Source organism: Streptomyces sp. NBC_00258, from assembly GCF_036182465.1.
Lineage (GTDB): Bacteria > Actinomycetota > Actinomycetes > Streptomycetales > Streptomycetaceae > Streptomyces.
In genome coordinates, this window is the sequence record NZ_CP108081.1 from 945,181 (window position 1) to 964,974 (window position 19,794).

18 protein-coding genes and 3 pseudogenes are annotated in these 19,794 nt (G+C 68.7%); 12 read left to right on the forward strand and 9 right to left on the reverse strand.

The window, feature by feature from the left end; all coding sequences use genetic code 11:
- Position 1: 1 nt before the first annotated feature.
- From OG718_RS04495 to OG718_RS04525, 7 genes are read left to right on the forward strand one after another with little or no spacing between them, the layout of a single operon-like run.
- Positions 2-817 carry an amidohydrolase family protein gene (locus OG718_RS04495; RefSeq protein WP_143644278.1) on the forward strand — a complete coding sequence of 272 codons (816 nt, stop codon included), beginning with the start codon at positions 2-4 and terminating at the stop codon, positions 815-817.
- Positions 818-870: 53 nt separating this feature from the next.
- Positions 871-1,401, forward strand: coding sequence for an MSMEG_0572/Sll0783 family nitrogen starvation response protein (locus tag OG718_RS04500; RefSeq protein WP_143644277.1), 531 nt, complete (start codon positions 871-873; stop codon positions 1,399-1,401).
- Positions 1,402-1,412: 11 nt separating this feature from the next.
- On the forward strand, positions 1,413-2,513 hold the full coding sequence (locus OG718_RS04505; RefSeq protein ID WP_260695869.1) for an MSMEG_0568 family radical SAM protein: 1,101 nt from the start codon (positions 1,413-1,415) through the stop codon (positions 2,511-2,513).
- Positions 2,514-2,518: 5 nt separating this feature from the next.
- Entirely contained in the window at positions 2,519-4,021 is a 1,503-nt protein-coding gene (locus OG718_RS04510) for an MSMEG_0567/sll0787 family protein (protein ID WP_328843331.1), read from the forward strand.
- Positions 4,018-4,869 carry a carbon-nitrogen hydrolase family protein gene (locus tag OG718_RS04515; protein ID WP_306935204.1) on the forward strand — a complete coding sequence of 284 codons (852 nt, stop codon included), beginning with the start codon at positions 4,018-4,020 and terminating at the stop codon, positions 4,867-4,869. Before OG718_RS04510 ends, OG718_RS04515 begins: the two co-directional genes overlap by 4 nt.
- Positions 4,866-5,702 carry a carbon-nitrogen hydrolase family protein gene (locus OG718_RS04520; protein WP_306935205.1) on the forward strand — a complete coding sequence of 279 codons (837 nt, stop codon included), beginning with the start codon at positions 4,866-4,868 and terminating at the stop codon, positions 5,700-5,702. Before OG718_RS04515 ends, OG718_RS04520 begins: the two co-directional genes overlap by 4 nt.
- Positions 5,699-6,832, forward strand: a complete 1,134-nt coding sequence (locus OG718_RS04525) for an MSMEG_0565 family glycosyltransferase (protein WP_328843332.1) — start codon at positions 5,699-5,701, stop codon at positions 6,830-6,832. The genes OG718_RS04520 and OG718_RS04525 overlap by 4 nt, the downstream gene beginning before the upstream one ends.
- Here OG718_RS04525 and OG718_RS04530 read toward each other — a convergent pair.
- Positions 6,789-7,070: a hypothetical protein gene (locus OG718_RS04530; RefSeq protein WP_328843333.1), complete on the reverse strand. Its 282-nt coding sequence runs from the start codon at positions 7,068-7,070 to the stop codon at positions 6,789-6,791. The two genes, OG718_RS04525 and OG718_RS04530, sit on opposite strands and share 44 nt — an antisense overlap.
- 401 nt (positions 7,071-7,471) lie before the next feature.
- On the opposite strand from OG718_RS04530, the pseudogene OG718_RS04535 reads away from it, so the two are divergent.
- A pseudogene (locus OG718_RS04535) lies at positions 7,472-7,703 on the forward strand (transposase); the annotation flags it as partial.
- Positions 7,704-7,883: 180 nt separating this feature from the next.
- On the opposite strand, the gene OG718_RS04540 reads toward OG718_RS04535, so the two are convergent.
- The 3 genes from OG718_RS04540 to OG718_RS04550 all read right to left on the reverse strand — a co-directional run bounded on the left by OG718_RS04540 (position 7,884) and on the right by OG718_RS04550 (position 9,475).
- Positions 7,884-7,997 (reverse strand): AraC family transcriptional regulator, encoded by a 114-nt coding sequence (locus OG718_RS04540; RefSeq protein ID WP_328843334.1) that lies wholly within the window; start codon positions 7,995-7,997, stop codon positions 7,884-7,886.
- A gap of 145 nt (positions 7,998-8,142) precedes the next feature.
- Positions 8,143-8,964: an SDR family oxidoreductase gene (locus OG718_RS04545; RefSeq protein WP_186001554.1), complete on the reverse strand. Its 822-nt coding sequence runs from the start codon at positions 8,962-8,964 to the stop codon at positions 8,143-8,145.
- 76 nt (positions 8,965-9,040) lie between these two features.
- Complete coding sequence (locus OG718_RS04550) at positions 9,041-9,475, reverse strand: MarR family winged helix-turn-helix transcriptional regulator (RefSeq protein WP_328843335.1); 435 nt, start codon at positions 9,473-9,475, stop codon at positions 9,041-9,043.
- A gap of 282 nt (positions 9,476-9,757) precedes the next feature.
- On the opposite strand from OG718_RS04550, the pseudogene OG718_RS04555 reads away from it, so the two are divergent.
- Positions 9,758-9,979 (forward strand): annotated as a pseudogene (locus OG718_RS04555) (IS5/IS1182 family transposase); the annotation flags it as partial.
- Positions 9,980-10,192: 213 nt separating this feature from the next.
- Here OG718_RS04555 and OG718_RS04560 read toward each other — a convergent pair.
- Complete coding sequence (locus OG718_RS04560) at positions 10,193-11,197, reverse strand: hypothetical protein (RefSeq protein ID WP_328843336.1); 1,005 nt, start codon at positions 11,195-11,197, stop codon at positions 10,193-10,195.
- A 167-nt stretch (positions 11,198-11,364) separates the two neighbouring features.
- A complete protein-coding gene (locus OG718_RS04565; RefSeq protein ID WP_143644268.1) occupies positions 11,365-12,141 on the reverse strand; it encodes an SDR family oxidoreductase in 777 nt (258 codons plus the stop codon).
- Between the two features lie 178 nt (positions 12,142-12,319).
- On the opposite strand from OG718_RS04565, the gene OG718_RS04570 reads away from it, so the two are divergent.
- On the forward strand, positions 12,320-13,192 hold the full coding sequence (locus OG718_RS04570; RefSeq protein WP_143644267.1) for a helix-turn-helix transcriptional regulator: 873 nt from the start codon (positions 12,320-12,322) through the stop codon (positions 13,190-13,192).
- A gap of 247 nt (positions 13,193-13,439) precedes the next feature.
- On the opposite strand, the pseudogene OG718_RS04575 reads toward OG718_RS04570, so the two are convergent.
- Together OG718_RS04575 and OG718_RS04580 are read right to left on the reverse strand one after the other, a co-directional pair.
- Positions 13,440-13,814: pseudogene (locus OG718_RS04575) on the reverse strand (SAM-dependent methyltransferase); the annotation flags it as partial.
- Between the two features lie 414 nt (positions 13,815-14,228).
- Positions 14,229-14,861: a DUF2461 family protein gene (locus tag OG718_RS04580; RefSeq protein ID WP_328843337.1), complete on the reverse strand. Its 633-nt coding sequence runs from the start codon at positions 14,859-14,861 to the stop codon at positions 14,229-14,231.
- A gap of 416 nt (positions 14,862-15,277) precedes the next feature.
- Here OG718_RS04580 and OG718_RS04585 point away from each other — a divergent pair, with 416 nt between their 5' ends.
- Positions 15,278-16,060: a hypothetical protein gene (locus OG718_RS04585; RefSeq protein WP_328843338.1), complete on the forward strand. Its 783-nt coding sequence runs from the start codon at positions 15,278-15,280 to the stop codon at positions 16,058-16,060.
- Positions 16,057-16,260 (forward strand): hypothetical protein, encoded by a 204-nt coding sequence (locus OG718_RS04590; RefSeq protein WP_328843339.1) that lies wholly within the window; start codon positions 16,057-16,059, stop codon positions 16,258-16,260. The genes OG718_RS04585 and OG718_RS04590 overlap by 4 nt, the downstream gene beginning before the upstream one ends.
- 58 nt (positions 16,261-16,318) lie before the next feature.
- On the opposite strand, the gene OG718_RS04595 is transcribed toward OG718_RS04590, so the two are convergent.
- Positions 16,319-19,474, reverse strand: coding sequence for a tetratricopeptide repeat protein (locus OG718_RS04595; protein ID WP_328843340.1), 3,156 nt, complete (start codon positions 19,472-19,474; stop codon positions 16,319-16,321).
- Between the last annotated feature and the right edge of the window lie 320 nt (positions 19,475-19,794).

Below are 19,794 nucleotides of genomic sequence, written 5' to 3' on the forward strand. Positions count from 1 at the left end.
CGTGGTCTTCGACGCACACCGCCACATCGGCGTCCTGCCCGCCTACGCCTTCTACGGCGGCCCGCCCGTCAACCCCGACACCACTGCCCGCGCCACGGTCAAACAGCTGATCGCCGACCTGGACGCGGAGGGCACCGAACGCGCACTGGTCATCCCCAACTACGGTGTCCCCGACCCCGCGATCGCCTTCTCCTTCAACGAGTTGGCGCTGGAGGCCGCCCAGAGCGACGACCGGATCCGCGCCGGGCTATGGGTGTCACCACGCCCACAGGACGCCCAACGGACCGAGCACGCCCTGGCACTGGCCGGAGAGCAAGGCGTGAAGGCGCTGAAGCTGAGCTTCCTGCTCGGCGGGCATCCAACGGACCCCGCCTGCCGCCCCCAACTGGACCGCATCTTCGCCACAGCCACCCGGCACAACCTCGTCGTCCACGTGCACACCTCCCCCGGCGCCGCCTCCGACATCGACGAGGTCGGCCACCTCGTCGATTGGTACGGCGACCAGGTCCCCGTCCATCTCGTGCACTTCGGCGGCGGGATGAGCGGCCACATCAAGCTCGCCGGCTCCCGGTTCTTCGACTGGATCGACGCCGGCAAGCGCGTCTACACCGACCTCTCCTGGGCCATCGGCTTCACCCCCCGCTGGCTGGCCCGGGAGATCGAGCGCCGCGGCATCGGCCACGACCGCGTGCTCTTCGCCAGCGACCAGCCCTGGGGCGACTTCACCGGCGAATACGCCCGCCTCGCCGAAGCCACCGGCGGCGGCGAACTCGGCGACCTGGTCTTCCGGGACACGTTCGCCGCGCTCTACGACTGACCTCCGGCCCCGACCACACGACGTACGACCACACCACGTACAGGGAGACAGCCATGTCCGAATCCGTCGTCACCGCCGAACTCTCCGACGTCGAGCAGAAGTCCCTCGACGAGATCCCGCATCCCTCGCTCCCCGAGGGCACCAGCATCTACGGCTCCACCAAGGTCTTCCCCGACTACCAGGCCGAGGACGGGGAGACCTACTTCACCCTCGTCCACGGCATCGCCCACGAGTCGTCCGTGTCCTTCGTCGCCGTCCTGCAGGCCACCCGCGCCCTGCGCAAGGGCTTCGAGACCGCGATCTACTTCTACGGCCCTGGCTCGCTCAACTGCCTTGCCACCCGCGGCTTTCCGACCGTCGGCAACTCCGCGTTCCCCGGCGAGCACAACATCAACAACCAGCTCAAGACATTCATCGCCGAGGGCGGCAAGGTCTTCTGCTGCCGCTTCGGACTGTCCCTGCACGGCGCCCGCGAGGAGGACCTGATCGAGGGCGTCATCCCGACCCATCCCCTCGACGTCCAAGACGCGCTGATCCACTACGCGCGCAAGGGCGCCATCATCAACTCCACCTACCAGCTGTAGGGAGTACGACCGTGAGCGTTGGCACCGGATCGACAGCAGTGGACGTACGCATCATGACGCGCACCGAACTCGCCCTGCACGGGGTCGCGTCGGAGACGCCGGTACGGCGTCCGGACGGCGCGGGGCCCAGCGACGACGGACACGTCCTCGTCGACGGTGCCAACGCCGCGCTCCCCCGCAACCCCGACAGCCCCTACTCCGTACGCGACGGCAAGGTGTGGCTGGGCGACGAGACCGGCGGGCTCAAAGACACCGGAATCTCCCTCACACCCGTCCAGCGGCCAAGGTTCTACGACCTGACCACAGCCGACGGCACCCGCTACGAACAGATCGCCCGCCTGCACGGCTCCGACGTCCTCGCCACCACCGTCGTCCAGACCTGCATCCGCTACTCCGAGGCCGACCGCTGCCGCTTCTGCACCATCGAGGAGTCCCTGCGCTCCAACGCCACGGTGGCCGCGAAGACCCCGGCTCAGCTCGCCGAGGTCGCCGAGGCCGCCGTACGACTGGACGGCGTCAAGCAGATGGTCATGACCACCGGCACCACCACCGGACCCGACCGCGGCGCGCGGAATCTCGTACGGTCCGTGCGCGCCGTCATCGAAGCGGTGCCCGGCCTGCCGATCCAGGTGCAGTGCGAGCCACCCGGCGACCTGGCCTGGATCCGCGAACTGCACGCCGCCGGAGCGACCGCCATCGGCATCCATGTCGAGTCCCTCGACGACACGGTGCGCCGGCAATGGATGCCCGGCAAGTCCACGGTCCCGTTGGTTGAGTACGAGGCCGCCTGGGACGAGGCAGTGCGCGTCTTCGGACCGAACCGCGTCTCCACCTACCTCCTCGTCGGCCTCGGCGAGGACCCCGACGAACTCATCGCGGGGGCAGGGAGGTTGATCGACCGCGGCGTGTACCCGTTCGTGGTTCCCTTCCGCCCGATGAGCGGCACCCTCGCAGCCCGCGACGGTGTCGAGGCACCCGGCGCCGGACTGCTGAAGTACGTCACCGAGGGCGTCGCCGCGAAGCTGCGCGCCACCGGGATGAGCGGTGCCGACCAGAAGGCCGGCTGCGCGGCCTGCGGAGCGTGCAGTGTGCTCCAGGCCGCGGGCGGGTGAGCGCCGTGTACCTCGATGGTTCCGTCGTCGTGCCGGCCGTGGAGGATCCGCAGGACATCCTGGCCCTGCTGGGCGACCGCAGCACGCTCGCCCGACTGCCCGCCTTCCGTATCGAGGAGGCGGCAGGCGCGTCGGACGTGGCCGCCTACCGGCAGCTGCGGCGCAACGCCTTCGTCCACGAGCAGGGGCTCTACGCCCAGCACGATCTGGACAGCCGCGACACCGACCCCCGGACCGTCGTCCTAGTCGCCAAGGACCCAGAGGGCACCGTGGTGGGCGGGGTGCGCCTGTGCCCGGTCGACGACGGTCCGGACATCGGCTGGTGGCAGGGCGGCCGACTCGTCGTCGCCCGCCGGACCCGCGGCCCGCACGGTATCGGCGCGGCACTCGTGCGGGCCGCGTGCGCCCGCGCGGAGACCGAAGGCGTGCTGCGGTTCGACGCGACGGTCCAAACCCGTAACGAGGTGCTGTTCCGCCGCCTCGGCTGGCAGCGGGTCCGGGACACGACGGTCGCGGGCACGCCACACGCCCTCATGCGCTGGCCGATCAACCGGATCGCCGCGCAGACAGCGGCCACCAAGGCCGCCCTGGGACCGCTCCTTGCGGCTCTGCGTGCACCGGCGGTCGGCGTCGCCATGCAGGACCTCGTCGGCGGGACCCTGCACACGGCGGCGCCGACCGTCCTCGGAGGCACCGGCTTCGTCGGTGACGACGGCGCCCCTGTTCCCGGTACCGATCTGATCGCCGCGTGCGACGCGATCGTGCCGTCCATGGTCGAGCGGGATCCCGAGTGGGCGGGCTGGTGCGCGGTCCTGGTCAACATCAACGACCTTGCTGCGATGGGCGCTTCACCGCTCGGGCTGCTCGACGCGGTGGGCGCCCGCGACGCCGCGCATGCCGCTCGGGTCCTGGCCGGACTGGCGCGAGCGGCAAAAGCGTACGGCGTTCCGGTGCTCGGCGGGCACACTCAGCTCGGCGTCCCTGCCGCGCTGTCGGTCACCGCGCTCGGCCGCACCGGCCGACCTGTGCCGGGCGGCGGCGGACGCCCGGGACACGCCGTACGGCTCACCGCCGACCTCGGCGGCTCCTGGCGCCCGGGTCACCGGGGCCGCCAGTGGGACTCGTCCACCCACCGCCGAACCGACGAACTGCGCACGATGACCGGCGCGGTGGCCGCCGCCCGGCCCGCCGCCGCCAAGGACGTGTCGATGGCCGGGATCGCCGGCACGCTCGGCATGCTCGCGGAGGCGAGCGGCTGCCGCGCGGTGCTCGACGTGGCGGCCGTGCCCCGGCCGCGAGCCGTGACCATGGGCGACTGGATCACCTGTTTCCCGGGCTTCGCGATGGTCACGGCCGACGAGCCGGGGGCACCGCCTCTGCCCGCCGGGCCCGCCACGGATGCGGTGTGCGGGGAACTGAGCGAAGGACAAGGGGTCGGGCTGCGCTGGCCCGACGGAGAGATCACCGAAGCGGTCGCGTCCACCGTGACCGGAATGGGGACCGCATGACCACCCTGCGTATGGCGGCTGCGGCCGCCGAGTTCGGCCGCGACCTGGAGGAGGACTTCCAGATCGCCGAGCGGCTGATCAAAGAGGCCCGGGCGGACGGCATACGACTGCTCGCGCTGCCGGAGGCGTGCCTGGGCGGGTACCTGCTCAGCCTCGACGACTCCGCCGAGCTCGACGAGGGTCCGCCCGCACTCCCCCTCGACGGCCCCGAGATCCGCCGACTCGCCGCCCTGGCGGGGGAGATGACGGTCGTCGCCGGCTACTGCGAAGCAGCCAGCGACACCCGCTACAACAGCGTCGTCTGCGTGAGCGGGGACGGCGTCCTCGGCAACCACCGCAAGGTCCACCAGCCTCTCAGCGAGGATGCCAGCTACTCCTCCGGCGACCGCTTCCGCGCTTTCGACACCCCGGTCGGCCGGATCGGCATGATGATCTGCTACGACAAGGCGTTCCCGGAGTCGGCGCGGGCACTGGCGCTGGACGGAGCACAGATCGGAGTGTGCGTCTCCGCCTGGCCCGGCGCCCGCACCAACGCGACGGCCAATCTCGAAAACGACCGTTGGAAGCGCCGCTTCGACCTGTTCGACCGGGCCCGCGCCCTGGAGAACCAGATCGTGTGGCTCTCCGCCAACCAGACGGGCAGGTTCGGGTCGCTACGCTTCGTCGGCAGCGCCAAGGTCGTCGACGCCGGCGGCGAGATCCTCGCCGACACCGGCGTCGCCGCCGGCGTCGCCATCGCCGAACTCGACGTCGTACAGGCACTGGAGACCGCCCGCCGGTCGATGGGGCACCTGCGCGACCGGCGGCCCGAGACCTACGACCTTTCCCCAGGAGCAGTCACCGCATGAGCACCATCAGGATCGCGGCCGCGGCCGCCCACTTCGGCCGCGACCTGGAGTTCGACCTGGCCCGCATCACCAAACTCATCGACGACGCCCGCGCCTCCGGCGCAGGACTGCTGGTCCTGCCCGACGCCGCCCTCGGCGGTTACCTCGCCGACCTGCGTCACCCCGACCCCGAGGCCCTGCCCCCGGCCCTGAAACCCGACGACCCGCTGATCCTCCAGGTCGCGCGCCTGGCCGCCGAGATGGTGGTCTGCCTCGGCTACTGCGAGGACGGCGGCACCGAGCGCTACAACGCCGCCGTCTGTGTCAGCGGCGACGGGATCCTCGGCCGCCACCGCAAGGTCCACCTGCCCGCCGGAGAGGTTGCGGCCTACTCCCCCGGCGACCGCTTCGACGCCTTCGACACTCCCATCGGCCGCCTCGGCATGCTCATCGACTACGACAAGACCTTCCCCGAGTCGGCCCGCTCCCTGGCCCTGGACGGCGCCGAGATCCTCGCCTGTCTGTCCGCCTGGCCCACCAGCATCACCAACCGCGCCCCGCGCATGGCGCAGGACCGCCAGGCCAAGCTCTTCGACCTGTACGACCAGGCCCGCGCCGCCGAGAACCAGGTCGTCCTCGCCTCCTCCAACCAGACCGGCACGATGGGCGGCATGCGCTTCCTCGGCCAGTCCAAGGTGGTCGGCCCCGGCGGCGACATCCTCGCGCGCACCTGGGCCAAAGCCGGCCTCGCCGTCGCCGAGGTCGACGTCGCAGAGGAGATCGACCGCGCCCGCCGCATCCTGCACCACCTCGACGAGCGGCGACCGGACGCCTACCGAGAGACCCCCTCATGACACGGCTCAGGATCGCCCTGCTCAGCTACTCCACCAAGCCTCGCGGCGGAGTCGTACACACCCTCGCCCTCGCCGAGGCACTCGCCGCGACCGGGCAGGACGTCACGGTGTGGACGCTGGGCCGCAGCGGCGACACCGGCTTCTTCCGGCCCGTGGATCCGGCTGTACAGCTGCGGATCGTCCCTTTCCCGGACGGCCCACCACAGGAGACCGTCGGCGAGCGGATCCTGCGCTCCATCGCCGTACTCGGCGACGCCTTCGAGCCCTTTTCGGCGGCGTACGACATCGTCCATGCCCAGGACTGCATCAGCGCCAACGCGGTGGGCGGCCGCTGCGTCCGCACAGTCCACCACATCGACCACTTCACCACCCCCGAACTGGCCGCCTGCCACGAACGCGCCATCGTCGAGCCGTACGCGCACATCTGCGTGTCGGCGGCCGTCGCCACGGAAGTCACCGACAGCTGGGGCATCAGGGCAGCGGTCATCCCGAACGGAGTGGCGTATGACCGCTTCGCCACCACCGACCCAGCGGCCCGCGCCGACTGGCGCTCAGGCCTTGGCCGTTACATCCTCACCGTCGGCGGAATCGAACCCCGCAAGGGCTCGCTGGATCTGCTGGAGGCGTACGCCCTGCTGCGCACCGCCCACCCCGACGTACGACTGGTGATCGCGGGCGGCGAGACCCTGTTCGACTACCGCGACTACCGTGCCCGCTGGGAGAACCGGGCGACCGAACTCGGCGTCGAACCGGTGGTGCTGGGCCAGATCGCCGAGGAGGACCTGCCGTCACTGGTGGCGGCGGCCGAAGCCTTCGCCTTCCCCTCCCTCAATGAAGGCTTCGGCCTCGCCGCGATGGAAGCCCTCGCCGCGGGCATCCCCCTGGTCGTACGCGACCTGCCTGTCCTGCGCGAGGTCTTCGGCCCCGCCGCCCGCTTCGCCGCCACACCCCACGACCTGGCCACCGAACTCGGCCACGCCCTCACCACCGACAACCCTGCCCGGCAGGCCGCGGGGCGCGATCTCGCCACCCGCCACACCTGGGACACGGCGGCCCGCAGCCACCTCGACTTCTACCGTGCTCTACTCAGCGCGACACCGCGATCTCCTGTGGGAACTTCGTCCCGGTGAGTTCCTCCGACATCGTCCACGAGCCGGGACCCGGGTCAGGACGAGGTGTGGCGATGGCGTAGCGGACCCCGGTCAGCTCCTCGGACAGATCCCACAGCCAACGTGCCGTGTCCGGGTGGGACGCGTCGCCGGGGCGGACCCTCGTGGGATATCCGCGGAAATCCTTCCAGCCGTCGGGGCCGAAGAGCTGTCCGCTGCGGGCGTCCGGCGCGGTCGCGGCGTACAGCTGGGGCAGCACGCCCCGCTCGACGTTTTGGAAGAGCAGGGTCTTGGCGAGCGGCGCCAGTCACTTTGATCATGCCGGTCGGGCCGGTGGACGTCAGGTTCGTGGTCGCCACAGCAGATCTCCCGCCACCTCCGGCGGCAGTACCCCGACGAGCCGCAGATGCACGCCTGCGCCGAGATAATCTATCGCGGACTCTTCGCCGGACTCCTGTGGCCGGCTGCGGACGCGCACGCGACGCAAGAAACAGCGCCGGGGCATTCCGCCACCCGACAAGATCAAGAACATGACCTTGATCCGTGACCGCCCCACCATAGTCAACGAGCGCTCCAGGCCGGCAGTCTGAAGGCGATCTCATCATCGGCCGTGGTCAGCCATCGGCGATCGGGGCGATGGCCGACGGGGCCACCCGCTTCGTGGGAGCGGAATTCGTCGTTAGGGCAGGGGACCTGGCGACCTACGCCGACGCTGGCCACCTCGCCTCCGCCGCCGGATTGGTACCCGTGCCCCCGGCACTCCTGACGCCGGACCGGCAGCCTGCACCGGCCCAAACGATGTAGCCGCCGTCTGCGCCGGGGGTTCTACCTTTCCGCACAGACCAGCATCATCCGCGACGGCCCGAACCGAGACTTCTACCTCAAGAAGCGCGGCGCTTGACATCGTCATTGAAACTCCTGGCGGACACAGGTGATCTTGATCTAGAACCCGTCTACCAGGAGCTTCATCGCTGTGCAGGACAGTCCAACTCGCGGTCAGCACCGTCAGCTTGAAAAAGCTCAGTGGGTCGGAGATCGGACGTAGCGCTTGACTCTAACCGTCGGGGTCGGTTCAGCTTCCGGTCGAGCGGGCGTATTCGGTGAGGGTCTGGCTGTAGCGTTTCTTGAAGTCCCGGCTGAAGTGGCTGCTGTCGGCGTACTGCAGGCGGGCAGCGAGTTGGGACACAGGACGGCCACGGAAACGAACCAGACCCAGACGGGGTCGTCCTCGTCGGGCTGGACGACCACAAAGGTGTTGTCGGAGTCATTGAGGTCGCTGATCAGTATGAACATTGCCATCGCCAGTTCAACGGCGATGGCCGGTGGGACGCTCAGCGGAACAGGTCGGCGTGATCGTTGGCCCATGTGGCGACGGTGAGCGCGGGCCGGCCCAGGAGATCGGGTACCGCGTCCCTGGCGAGTTCGGCGGGCACTGCAGGGATGTTCCCCCGGGCTTCGATCAACAGGTCGACGGCGAAGGCCGGCAGCTTCGCGGACAGCTCCGCACGGTAGGTTTCGACGTCGGTCTCGACGACGCGCACGGGCTCATTGATGGCCTCGGCGATGGCAGCGACCTGCTCTCGGACTGTAGACGGCCCCGCTCCGAGTACCGCATGAGCCGTTCCCTTGTGCGCATCGTCCAGTAGGCAGACCGCGGCGATTGCGGCGATGTCGCGCTCGTGGACCGGGGATGTGGTGGCATCGGGGAAGGCTGTGCGCAGTTCCCTGTCGGTTCGGATGCTCTGCCAGCGCAGCATGTTGGTGGCGAAGTATCCGGGCCGGACGAACGTCCACTCGACTCCGGAGGCGATCACGGCCTCCTCCACGCCGCGGTGCTGTCGAGCGATGGGGTCGTCTGCGGACGCCGAGATGACGCTGGCGGAGGACAGGACGACGATGTGCTCGACACCCATGTCGCGTGCGGCGGCGGCAAAGTCGAGTGCGGTTACCGGGTGGGCGTACAGGAAGACCTTCGAGACGCCTCGCAGTGCCTGCGGGAAGCTTTCAGGGGCAGTGAGGTCCGCGCGGACCATCTCCACCGTGTCGGGGAACTGTCCGTATTGAGGGGTGCGGCTCATCGCCCGGACGGGCGCGCCCGCCGCCAGTAGGGCCTCCAGTACGGCTCCGCCCACATTGCCTCGGGCGCCTGTCACCAGAAGAGTCATAATTGCTCGCTTTCGTTATCGCGTTCGCCTGCGGCGGCAGACCAGGCGGGGGAAAGGACGGGGCTCAGCGGGGTACGCACAGGGCCTTGAGGATGCGGTGCAGAGCTGCCGCGTCTTGGCGGCCCAGGCGGTCGAGGAGATGTCGGCGGGCGGCATCCGAGAGATGCGGCATGGCCTGTTCGAGTGTGTCCCGGCCGAGGGCCGTCAAGGTGACCTGTACTCCGTTGGTGAGCTTCGTGCGCGTGATCAGGCCGCGTCCCTCCATGCGCGTAAGCAGATGGGACAAGCGCGTGCGATCCCAGCTGATAGTGGAGGCCAAGGCGTTCTGACGCAGTTCGCCGCCCGCCTTGCTGAGGTGGATGAGGACGGTCAAATCCTGCTCCGCGATACCGCTCTGCCCCGTCACGTCGGACAGGATGACGGCCCTAAGGGCCTGATGAGCGCGCAGCCACTGAAGCCACAGCTCAGTCGCCTCATCTGTAGAACTTTCAACACTCATGGTGTTGACATTACAACACTTGGGTCAGGGTGCCCATCGGGCGGACTGCCTGCCGCGCCTCCCGACCGTCCGAGCGGAGTCCGCTACGAGCAGCTGCAATGCGGCGAATTCGGGCAGACGGCCGGAAGCCGACCGTGGCCCGGGGCAAGCCGCGGCGGCCCGGCGCACTGGCGCCCTCCCATCGATCCGGACATCCCGAACGCGGACATCCGTATCGGCCAAGACCGCCGCTCGACTCTGCCCCAGGAACGATCGGCAACCGGCACGAGGTCATCACGGTGACCCGAGCCGAAGAACCAACGGGCCAACCGCCAGCGCCGCGGCAGCAAAGGCGGCCGGCCCGCCGGCTTCGACACGACGATCCACAAACGCAGAAACGAAGTCGAGCGAACAATCAACGCGCTCAAGAACTCCCGGGCCGTGGCCACGAGGTATGACAAGCGCGCCCACGTCTTCCACGGCACGGTCACCCTCCTTGCGATCCGCCTATGGCTTCGCGTCTGACCTGCTGCGTTACTGGTCGAGTTCGTAGTCGAACCAGACGTGGTGTGTGCCGTCCACGTCGACCTTGATGCCTCGTCACTTACCCGGCCCCCGCCGACGACGTCAAGTCGGTGACGTCCGAGGTGAAGGACCAGGTGCAGGACTTCGGCAAGGTGGCAGACGTGCCCGTGCTGGCCGCCCGCTGACCCGACGGGCGGCCCTCGGCGGGCGGCGTCAGCCGAGCGGGATAGCCGAGATCGAGAACGGGAGCTCCGGCTGACCACCGGTCTGCCCGGTGTTGTACTGGCTGTTGACCACCAGCAGCCGCCCACGTACCACTCGCGCGGTGCTGGGATGCAGGAAGTCCGAATTGATCACGGACTCCATCTCGGCCGCCGACCAGTCCTCGGCCGGCCGTAGCACCGAGACCTGCGCCTGCGGGTTCTGCGGGGAGAGTCCTCCGCGGACCACGTAGAGCCGTCCGTCATAACGGACGAGGCCGTCGCCGCCGTACAGGAAGGCGCCGCCGAGGTCCACCTGGTGGATCTCCTTGGAGGTCAGGGCGAATCGGTACAGCTTGCCGGACTGGCTGTGCACGGCGATCAGGTTGTCGCCGTCGACCGCGATGATGCCGTTGAGGTTGTGCCCGTCGACGTGCTCCACCGGAGTGCCGTCCAGGTCGAGCCAGGGGTGCATGCTCCAGCGCCCGTCCCGCTCGGTGATCCGGTAGATGAGGTGACCGAGCGAGTCGGTGGCGTAGGCGGTGCCGTCCTCGGCGATAGTGATGTCGTTGACGAAGCCACCGGGCACGCCGGAGACCGTGGCCAGGAGCCGACGGGATCGGATGTCGTAGATCCACACCCGGTTGGTCGGGCCTCCGCCCACGTAGAGCCTGCCCTGGTCGTCGGAGATGAGCCCCGATGTGGTTGTACGGCCGTCCACGCCGCCCCGGAGCCACACCTGCATCCTCTCCCGGCCGGGCGTGCCCACGTAGAGGGTGCCCTCCTGTGTGCTGCCGGTGAAGAACTGGTCGGTGGCCCGTTCGTATGCCAACCCGCCGGGGTATGCCCGCTGGCCCGGGACGATGTACCGGGACGGCAGGCCGATGTCGGCGTCGTTCCGGAGTTCCGCGGCCTGGGCCGATGGGGTGGGAGCCGGATTTCCGGTGTGCGTGGAGGCCGCGGCGGGGGTGGCCACGAGCAGGAGGGTGAGGGCGGCGGCGATGGTATGGACGCGCACGAAGATCTGTCCTTTCGACGGCAAGTAACCGATGATCAGCGGACGGCTCTCGGTCAGCCAGGGGTCAACTCAGCTCCAGGGCAGTTCACGATTGGTGTCGACCGGCGAGGACGCGGACCATCTGGTGATCGTTGCCCGCGGCTGGGGTACCACCGGTGAAGGGCTGGTCAGGCAGCCTGGCCGGTGGGCATGATGGTGACCTGCTGGAGGTTCACTCGCGGCGGCAGCGAGGCGATGAAGCCGACGGTCTCCGCGACGTCCTGCGCCGTGAGCCACTCCATCGTGTCCTTGGAGCCGGCCAGCCAGTCCCGGGCGCCCTGGTCGGTGACGTGGCTCTGCAGCTCGGTGCCGACGATGCCCGGCTCGAGCGCCGAGACGCGGACGTTCTTCGCACCCAGCTCGGCCCGCAGGTGACGGGAGAGGTGGGTGACGTACGCCTTTGTGGCGGAGTAGACGGCGAAGTTCGGGAAGATGTTCTGCGCCGCGATCGAGGAAGTGTTGATCAGGTCGGCCACACCGAGCTCGGCGGCGGCCTTGACCAACTGCGGTGTGAAAGCGCCGATCGCGTTCATCAGACCGGTGATGTTCAGGTCGATCTGCTGCTTCCACTGGTCGGTCGCCAGCTCCTCGACCGGAGCGGGAAGCATGACTCCGGCATTGTTCAGGAGCAGGTCAGCACCGCCGAACTCTGCCTCCACCCGGTCGGCGGCGCGTTGCACCGCGACAGCGTCGGTCACGTCGACGGAAATCGCCACCGCGTTGCCGCCGTCCTGCTCGATCCGGGAGACCAGGTCCGCCAGCCGGTCGGCACGCCGCGCCAGGACGACGACGCGGGCGCCCAGGGACGCCAGCTGTTCGGCGGAAGCCTCGCCGATGCCACTGGAGGCGCCGGTGACGACGGCGACGCGACCGGCCAGGGGGCGGGAGGTGGTGTTCGTGGTCATGATGCGTACCTTCCAAGCGATAAGAGAGGGTTGGATCGCGGTGGGCGACTGCTGGCCGCACATCCAGAACACCACCCGCACCGGCCTCCCAGGACGCCATAACTGGTCCTGCCGAAACGGGTACCGGCAGGACTACCCTTGAGCCGCACGGCACCGCTGAGGTAGTCACACTTGAGCCATGGACGGCACCAAGGAAATCTCTGACTTTCTGCGTTCACGGCGCGCGGGCATCACCCCGGAAGACGCCGGACTGCCCTCCGACGGACGCGTACGCCGCGTACCGGGCCTGCGCAGGGACGAGGTGGCACGCCTGGCCGGCGTGAGCACGGAGTACTACACACGTCTGGAGCAGGGGCGAGCGGGCAACCCCTCCGCCGAGGTCATCGAAGCGATCGCCCGCACGCTGCGCCTTGACGAGACCGAACGCGAACACTTCACCGACCTGCTGCGGTCCGGCACCCGGACCATACGCCGCGCGCCGGCCAGGGCCCAGCGGGTCCGGCCGGGGCTGCACCTGATGCTGGAGACCCTCGACCAGGTCCCGGCCTTCATCCTGGGCCGCCGCACCGACGTGCTGGCCTCCAACCGGCTCGCCAGGGTCGTCCTCACCGACTTCGACGCCCTGCCCGCCACCCGCCGCAATCTGGCCCGCTACTACCTCCTGGACCCGCAGGCCCGTGAGCGCGTGGGCAACTGGGAACGGATCGCCGCGGAGACGGTGGCCATCCTCCGGCTCGAAGCAGGCCGCTACCCCCACGACCGACAACTCGCCGACCTCGTCGGCGAACTCACCCTCCAGTCACCCGAGTTCACCGGCTGGTGGAACGACCACCGCGTGCTGCGCCGCACCCACGGAGCCAAGCACTACTACCACCACCTCGTCGGCGACCTGCATTTCTCCTACGAGTCCTTCCAGGCCCCCGGCGACGCGGAACAAACCCTGTGCGTCTACAACGTCGAACCGGGCTCCGAAACCGCGCAGGCCCTGCAGGTCCTGGCCAGCTGGACCGCACCCGAGATCACAACACCTGAGACCCCGCGCTCCAGCTGACGCCCCGAAAACCAGAAGATCCCGTCCGATCGACTCGATCGGACGGGATCTCGGGAAACGAACCTGAGCGAACTCAAGAACGTCCCTGACCTACCAGGCCGAGACCTCAGCCCTCTTCTGCACGCAGGTTCAGCGCGCTGCCGTACGGCGACGGCGGGATGTGGAGGAGCGCAGTGTCGTAGTCGCCGAAGCGGAGCACGTTGTCCTTGCGGTGCGGGCTGAGCGCGGCGATGTCGTCGGGGTTCAGCCGCTCCTGGCGCAGCACCGAAGCCTTGAAGTCCAGTGGCGCGGCGGTGTCGACCTCGAACAGCCGGGTGCTCTCGGGCCAGTCCATCCGGAAGGCCCGGCTGTCCATGCCGGCTCCGAGCAGCACGACCTGCCGGACCCCGGACTCGGAGGCCCGCTGCAACAGGTCGTCGAGGAACTTCGTCCTGATGACGATGGACAACGCCACGCCCAGCCGGCGGCGTCGCGCGGCCTCGTCACCGGGCAGCGACGGCGAGGAGGGCCACAGGCCGCCAGCAGCAGCGAAGGCCTGTGCCAGTGGGTCGCGGAACAGCGCGTTCTCCCGCTCGGTCTCCAGCGCCCGCACCCTGGCCACCCCCACCGCCGTGGCCCACACTCCCGACGGCTGCACCCGCTCCTGTCCACCAGTCACCGCGCCAGCCTAGATGGCCGATCCCAAGGGGCCTGATGAGGGGAGCCAGCTTCAGGCGCGGCCAGCCAGTCACGCGCGCACTGAACGCCTACGACCACTCAAACCACCATGCACGCTGGCGGCTTGGCTCGCCGAGCCGTCCGGCATCGAGATGGTCTGCCGCGAACGCGACCGCGCCTCGTCTTCGCTGAAGGCGCCACCCGCGCCGCCCCACAAGCCCTCCAGGTCGCCGATCGATACCACCTCTGATACAACCCAGGGCCCGTCTTCGACCGTGCCAACCCCTTGGCCGAACCGCCGGACGGCTATCGGGCGATGGACGACCGGTCGGCGTTGAAGGTGCACATCACCTTCTGGGTGCGCGGCGCCCTCGTGATGTCAGGTGGTGCGCTTCACGTGGCGGACCAGCCACATCAGCAGGGCGTCCAGGTCGGCGGCGGCCGAGAGGACCTTGTCGACTGCCTCGGAGGTGTGCAGCCACTCCTCGCAGCCGAAGGGACGGGCGGCGATCAGTGAACGGTGGCGCAGCAAGTCCGCACGGGAATGGTCCGTCGGATAGCCGCGCGGGAGGCGTTTCATCACGTCCCCTGAGATGTCGTAGCCCTTCTTCCGCACGTCCTCGACGATGCCGGACAGTTCACGGCCGCTCCCCTCCGAGGCCACGGCTTTGCGGAACATGTCCACCTGGCCGGGGTCGGGATACCACCAGGCGCCCTGGATCCGCAGGCCGTCCAGGGAGAACCGTAGATTGATCTCGATCTTGCGGCCGAGCCGGATCACCGCGCCCTGGTGCTGCCACCACCAGGAGTCGGTGCGGTAGTGCCAGACGGAGAAGTCCTCGTACCGGGGGTCGGTGTCCGCGACCTCGTTGAGCAGGGCGATCATCGGTTGCCGGACCAGACGTTCGCGGTCCGCGCGGTAGCGCTCGCGGATCGCGTGGGTCGGTTCGCCCTGGAGCTGCCACAACACGTCCATGGCCTGCTCCGGCCAACCGGTGAACTGTCCACGCATGCGCGGAGGATAGCTCACCCGTGATCCGCGCGCGGAGAGTGAGCCGGGCAGGGAGGCGTAACGCCAGACAGGGTGGGGGGACCCCGGCTTCTGCCGCTGGTTCGTCGAGCCGGCCGTCTACGGATTCGGTCGCCGTCTGGTCATGAAGGCGCTGCTCAGCTATCTCCGAACGGGCATCGACGTCAGCGCCAACCCGTACGTCACCGGACAGCGGGTCGGCACAGCGCAGTTACACGGGCGAGTAGTTGCTGGGGCCTGAAATGCGAGGTCCTCGTCGTCGCAGGAGTCAGACAGCGCCGGGCCTCGGAGCTGTCCGGTGAGCCATCCGTGTGGTCCCGGGGGCTGTCCCGCCGATGGGGCCCCGTAGATTCCTCGCGAGGGGCCTGTCCAGGGTTCTCGGAATGGGGTAGTCGTCCATGACCGTGGAGTCGATACCGGTAGAGGCCGCGCCGAAAGCGCTGGTATGGCAAGGCGACGAACTGGTCTCCGGATGCGGTCGGCGCTGGGGCCGCGACGGGGTGGAGCGGAAGGTGGTCTCCGCGTGGAGCTTTCCGTTCGACGCCGGGATCACCTCGGTCTCAGGACCGTACTCCGCGGTGTACCAAGAACGCGGCATCGAGGGGGTGTTGCTCGAACGAGATCGGGTCGTGCGGGAGCTGAACCGCAGCGACTACCAGGCGGAGAACTACGACTACCCGCTCGCCCTGGGCACATTGGGTGACGGGCGCGAGGTCGTCGTGCACTGCCCCGACGAGTACAACATGCTCGAGATCGAGGACGCGGCGAGCGGCGAGCGGCTGACCGCCGGCAGGCGTGAGCCGAGGGACGTCTTCCACTCCAGGCTCAGCCTGAGTCCCAACGGCCAGTACCTGCTCGCGGTCGGATGGTTTTGGCATCCCTTCGGGGTCGCCATGGTCTACGACACGGCGCTCGCGCTCACCGACCCCGCCACTCTGGACGGCGAGGGCCTGCTGCCGACAGAGGCGGTCATGAACGGCGAGGTGACAGCGGGCTGCTGGCTCGACGGCGATCGGCTGGTGCTGGCGACGGGGGGCGAAGGGGGAGCGGCGAAGATGACTCCACGCTTCCGGCTCGCCACCTCGGTGTGTGGTCGGTGTCCGAGGGACGGTGGCTCCACCGCAACCCGATCGCCGATGCCGAGCCGGGCGTCCTGCTCCTGCCCCGCGGCGATCACGTGATCTCTCTCCTCGGCCACCCAAGGCTGCTCGACACCGCTACCGGGCGCCTCGTTGCCGAATGGCCCGAGGTCGGCGTATCCGTCAAGGCGACATGCTTCGGCGTCACCCACGTCCCCTCCCCCGTGGCCGCCCTCCACCCCGACGGCACCCGGCTGGCCGTCGCGCAGTCAGACAGCATCGCCCTCATCACGCTCCCGTGATCCAGCTCGCGGCACTAATTGTGATCGTGCGCAGCAAATCCCGGATGTGCCTATGACATCAGGGCCAAGGGGGACTTGGCTCGCCGTCGGCGTCCAGTCCGTATGGCCAGCGATCCTTGAGCCCGGTGTGGTTGAGATCCCCGGCATCGACGGCTTGCCGGGCGAGGGCGTCTGCCCCCGCCTGGTCCCCTTGGGTGCGGCGCCGCTGTGCCAGGGCGATCAATATGCTTGTGTGGCCCCCAGCACCTGCTCGCTGGGCCAGAACCTCGGCCCCGTCTGGGTCGCCCATTTCCTCTCGTCGCAGGGCCAGGTCAAAGAGGGCGTTGGTATCGCCGGCGTCGGCGGCCTGTTGGGCAAGGGACTCGGCTTCGGCATGGGCCCCGGCTTCTTCGCGCATACCCGCGAGATGAGTGAGGGCCGCAGCAAGTCCGGCTTCGGCCGCGCACTCGTAGAGGGCACCTGCTCGGTCGTGATCACCAGACTCTTCTCGTCGAAGGGCCAAGTCGAATAGGGCACTTGCGTCACCGGCGTCGGCCGCTTGCTGTGCGAGCGACTCTGCCCTCTCATGTTCTCCGGCTGCCTCTCGAAGACGGATTAGATCAACGAAAGCGCTGGTATCGCCCGCGTCGGCGGCCCGCCGGGCGAGGGTCTCGGCCTGGAGGTGTTCTCCATCTTCTTCACGCCGCAGAGCGAGGTCGAAGAGGGCGCTGGTGTCGTCGGCGTCGGCGGCCTGTTGGGCGAGGGATTCGGCTTCGGCATGGGCTCCGGCCGCCTCCCGTAGACGCGCGAGAGCTGTCAACGCCGCGACGGAACCGGCCTCGGCCGCGCGCTTGTACAGTGCTTCCGCTCGGTCACGGTCGCCTGAGTGCCTTCGCGTTCTTGCCAGGGACAGCAGTGCCTGCGTGTCGCCGACCTCGGCAGCGCGCTGGGCGAAAGCCATGGCTCCCTCGTGGTCCCTGGCATCCTGACGGCGCAGAGCAAGGTAGAAAAGGGCACTGGTGTCCCCCGCATCCGCGGCTTGCCCTGCGAGAACCTCTGCATCATCGTGGGCTCCGGCTTCCTCCCGAAATCGAGCAAGGACGACCAGGACACCCGCGTCGCCGGCATCGGCAGCCTCTCGGGCAAGATCCTCGGCGGCGGCATGATCTCCAGCCTCCTCCTGGATCTGCACCAGGTGAGCGATCGCTCTGGTATCACCGGCATCGACTGCCCGGCGGAAGAGACGCGCAGCCCGGTCAAAGTCCTCAGCCTCTTCCCTCCACAACGCGAGGTCGAAGAGCGCGCTGTTGTCGCCGGTATCAACAGCCCGCTGAGCGTAGGCCTCCGCGCCCTCATAGTCGCCGGCTACTTCCCTGATTCTCATGAGGTCGAAGAGCGCGCTGTTGTCGCCGGTATCAACGGCTCGCTGGGCGTAAGCCCCCGCGCCCTCGTAGTCGCCTGCTGCTTCCCGGATCTGCATCAATCGGAACAACGCTGGGGCACTGCCGGCATCGGCGGCGTTCTCGTAAAGCGCCTCGGCGGCCTCGTGGTCTCCAGCCTCTGCCCGGTCCTCCCCCAGGGCGGCGAGGGCCAGCGCGTCGCCGACTTGAACAGCACGGACAGCCAGAGCATCGACCGCACCGACGTCGCCCGCCTCTTCTCGGACTCGCGCCAGTGCAATCAGTGCGTGAACGTCTCCCATCTCGGCAGCCTGCTGGTAGACGGCCTCCGCACCATCGCGGTCTCCAAGCCGCCTCCGTAGCAGGGCAATGCTGAAGTAGGCCCCCGTGTCACCCGCTCGGGCGGCTTGCTGGGCAAGGGCTTCGGCAGCGTCATGGTCTCCAGCCTCCTCACGCAGCCAGACGAGTTTGACGAGAGCCTGGAGGTCACCTGCATCAGCAGCCTGCCTGTAGATGGCCTCGGCCGCGTCGTGGTCCCGAGCACTGGCTCGAAGCAGCGCGAGGTTGTGGAATGCAGTGGCATCCCCTGCAGCAGAGGCTCGCTGGGCAAGCTCTAGCGCCTCCTCATGGTCTCCAGCCCTTGCCCGATGCTGCGCAAGAATGATCAGAGCATCGATGTCGCCGGCCTCAGCGGCTTTGCGATAGAGAGCCTCGGCCCTATCTGAATCCCCGACCGCGGCGCGTTGGCGCGCAAGCTGGACAAAGGCGCTCGTGCTACCGACCTCACCACTGCGATAAAGGAGGTGGTAGGCCCACTGAGAGCGCGCACGCGCGTTGGCTGCTTGAGCAAGCGATCTGAGATCTTCGGGCCTTGTGAGGTGCCTGTACGCAGAGTCCCAGAACGATGCCGGCGGACAGACAAGTCCGCGCGTAGCGCGGCCGTGTTGTTCGAGATAGTCGGCCAGCCGGAACACCGCCGGCTCTTTCGGAGGTGGTGGTGGAGCGGATGGCGTATGACTACCGGGCGAGCGGCGCTTGGGGCGGACTGGAGTGTGGCGAAGGGGAGCCTGCTTCCCGTGGACGGGATGGGCAAGTTCAGCCAGCGCGGCCTGCCGCCAGTCCTCGCTGAGCTGGGCGTAGTCGTGCTCACTGAGGTAGTCGATCGCAGCGTCCAGGAGAAAGGCCTGTGGAAGGTTCAAGCTCACTCCGAGACGACGCGCGTCCATGGCGACCTCCAGGAGCGCTTTCGCAGCGGGCGAGCTGTGCTCGAACCGGCGCAGCAACTCCGGTGCCCCCGCGAGGTCTTGTGTCACACGCCCGTCGCCACCGGCCCGGCTGAGGGCATCCGCCAGGAGCCGGTCACCATCCCTGGCGAAGGTGGCAGCTGCGCGCATAGCCCGGGGGTTGAAGGCTTCTGGGACTGAGAGCATGCGCTCAGCGAGCAGTTCCCTCACTCGACTATGGGGGTCCGGGGCGCCGACACCGGGCAGGGCGGTGAACCGATTCGCGTACTCGGGCCACAGAGTTCCCAAGATGAGCACGGGCTGGCGTTCGTGTTCGGTGAGGAGGCTGTGCAGGGCTGCTGCGATCCGCTCACCGCTCTCCATGGCGCCGAGGTAGTGCTGAGCTTCATTGAGCCACACCACCGTGAACGGCTCTACACGTGCGAGATCGGCGAGTGCGGCCTCTGCTCGAGTGGGGTCGAAGGGGTGCCACAGTCGCCATCCTTGATCGGCAAGAGGTTGAACCGCTTCCCAGCACGCTCGCGTTTTGCCAGTTGATGAGGATCCGACCAAGACCACCATCCGAGTCTTGCTCTGCTGGACGTCCCGCACTGCCTCAGCCAGTAGATGGTCATGCTCACGTGGCACATAGCGAGGTAGCGCCGACCCCGGCTGGGAGGCATACCCGCGTCCAAGGGGTCCGGCCGGATGTACCTCCAACTGATGGGGGCCCCACTCGCTGATGGGCTTGCCCAGACCTGAAGCGGGGAGGGCTTCGTCGTCCCCCGACGCCGTCCTGCGCAGATCCAGCAATGGCTGTTCTGGCATCCGCAGGGCGCGGGCCAGGGCCGCGATGGTCTCAGGCGAGGGTGCGGGAGCATCAGCCTGGAACGCGAGTTGCACAGTGGTACGGCCCAACGCTGCCCTGCGGG

What these genes read in the sequence shown, in the direction of transcription:
- OG718_RS04500 (WP_143644277.1), top strand. Translation starts at nt 871, where the DNA reads ATGTCCGAATCCGTCGTCACCGCCGAACTCTCCGACGTCGAGCAGAAG.
- OG718_RS04515 (WP_306935204.1), top strand. Translation starts at nt 4,018, where the DNA reads ATGACCACCCTGCGTATGGCGGCTGCGGCCGCCGAGTTCGGCCGCGAC.
- OG718_RS04520 (WP_306935205.1), top strand. Translation starts at nt 4,866, where the DNA reads ATGAGCACCATCAGGATCGCGGCCGCGGCCGCCCACTTCGGCCGCGAC.
- OG718_RS04525 (WP_328843332.1), top strand. Translation starts at nt 5,699, where the DNA reads ATGACACGGCTCAGGATCGCCCTGCTCAGCTACTCCACCAAGCCTCGC.
- OG718_RS04550 (WP_328843335.1), bottom strand. Translation starts at nt 9,475, where the DNA reads ATGAGTGTTGAAAGTTCTACAGATGAGGCGACTGAGCTGTGGCTTCAG.
- OG718_RS04565 (WP_143644268.1), bottom strand. Translation starts at nt 12,141, where the DNA reads ATGACCACGAACACCACCTCCCGCCCCCTGGCCGGTCGCGTCGCCGTC.
- OG718_RS04570 (WP_143644267.1), top strand. Translation starts at nt 12,320, where the DNA reads ATGGACGGCACCAAGGAAATCTCTGACTTTCTGCGTTCACGGCGCGCG.
- OG718_RS04580 (WP_328843337.1), bottom strand. Translation starts at nt 14,861, where the DNA reads ATGCGTGGACAGTTCACCGGTTGGCCGGAGCAGGCCATGGACGTGTTG.
- OG718_RS04585 (WP_328843338.1), top strand. Translation starts at nt 15,278, where the DNA reads ATGACCGTGGAGTCGATACCGGTAGAGGCCGCGCCGAAAGCGCTGGTA.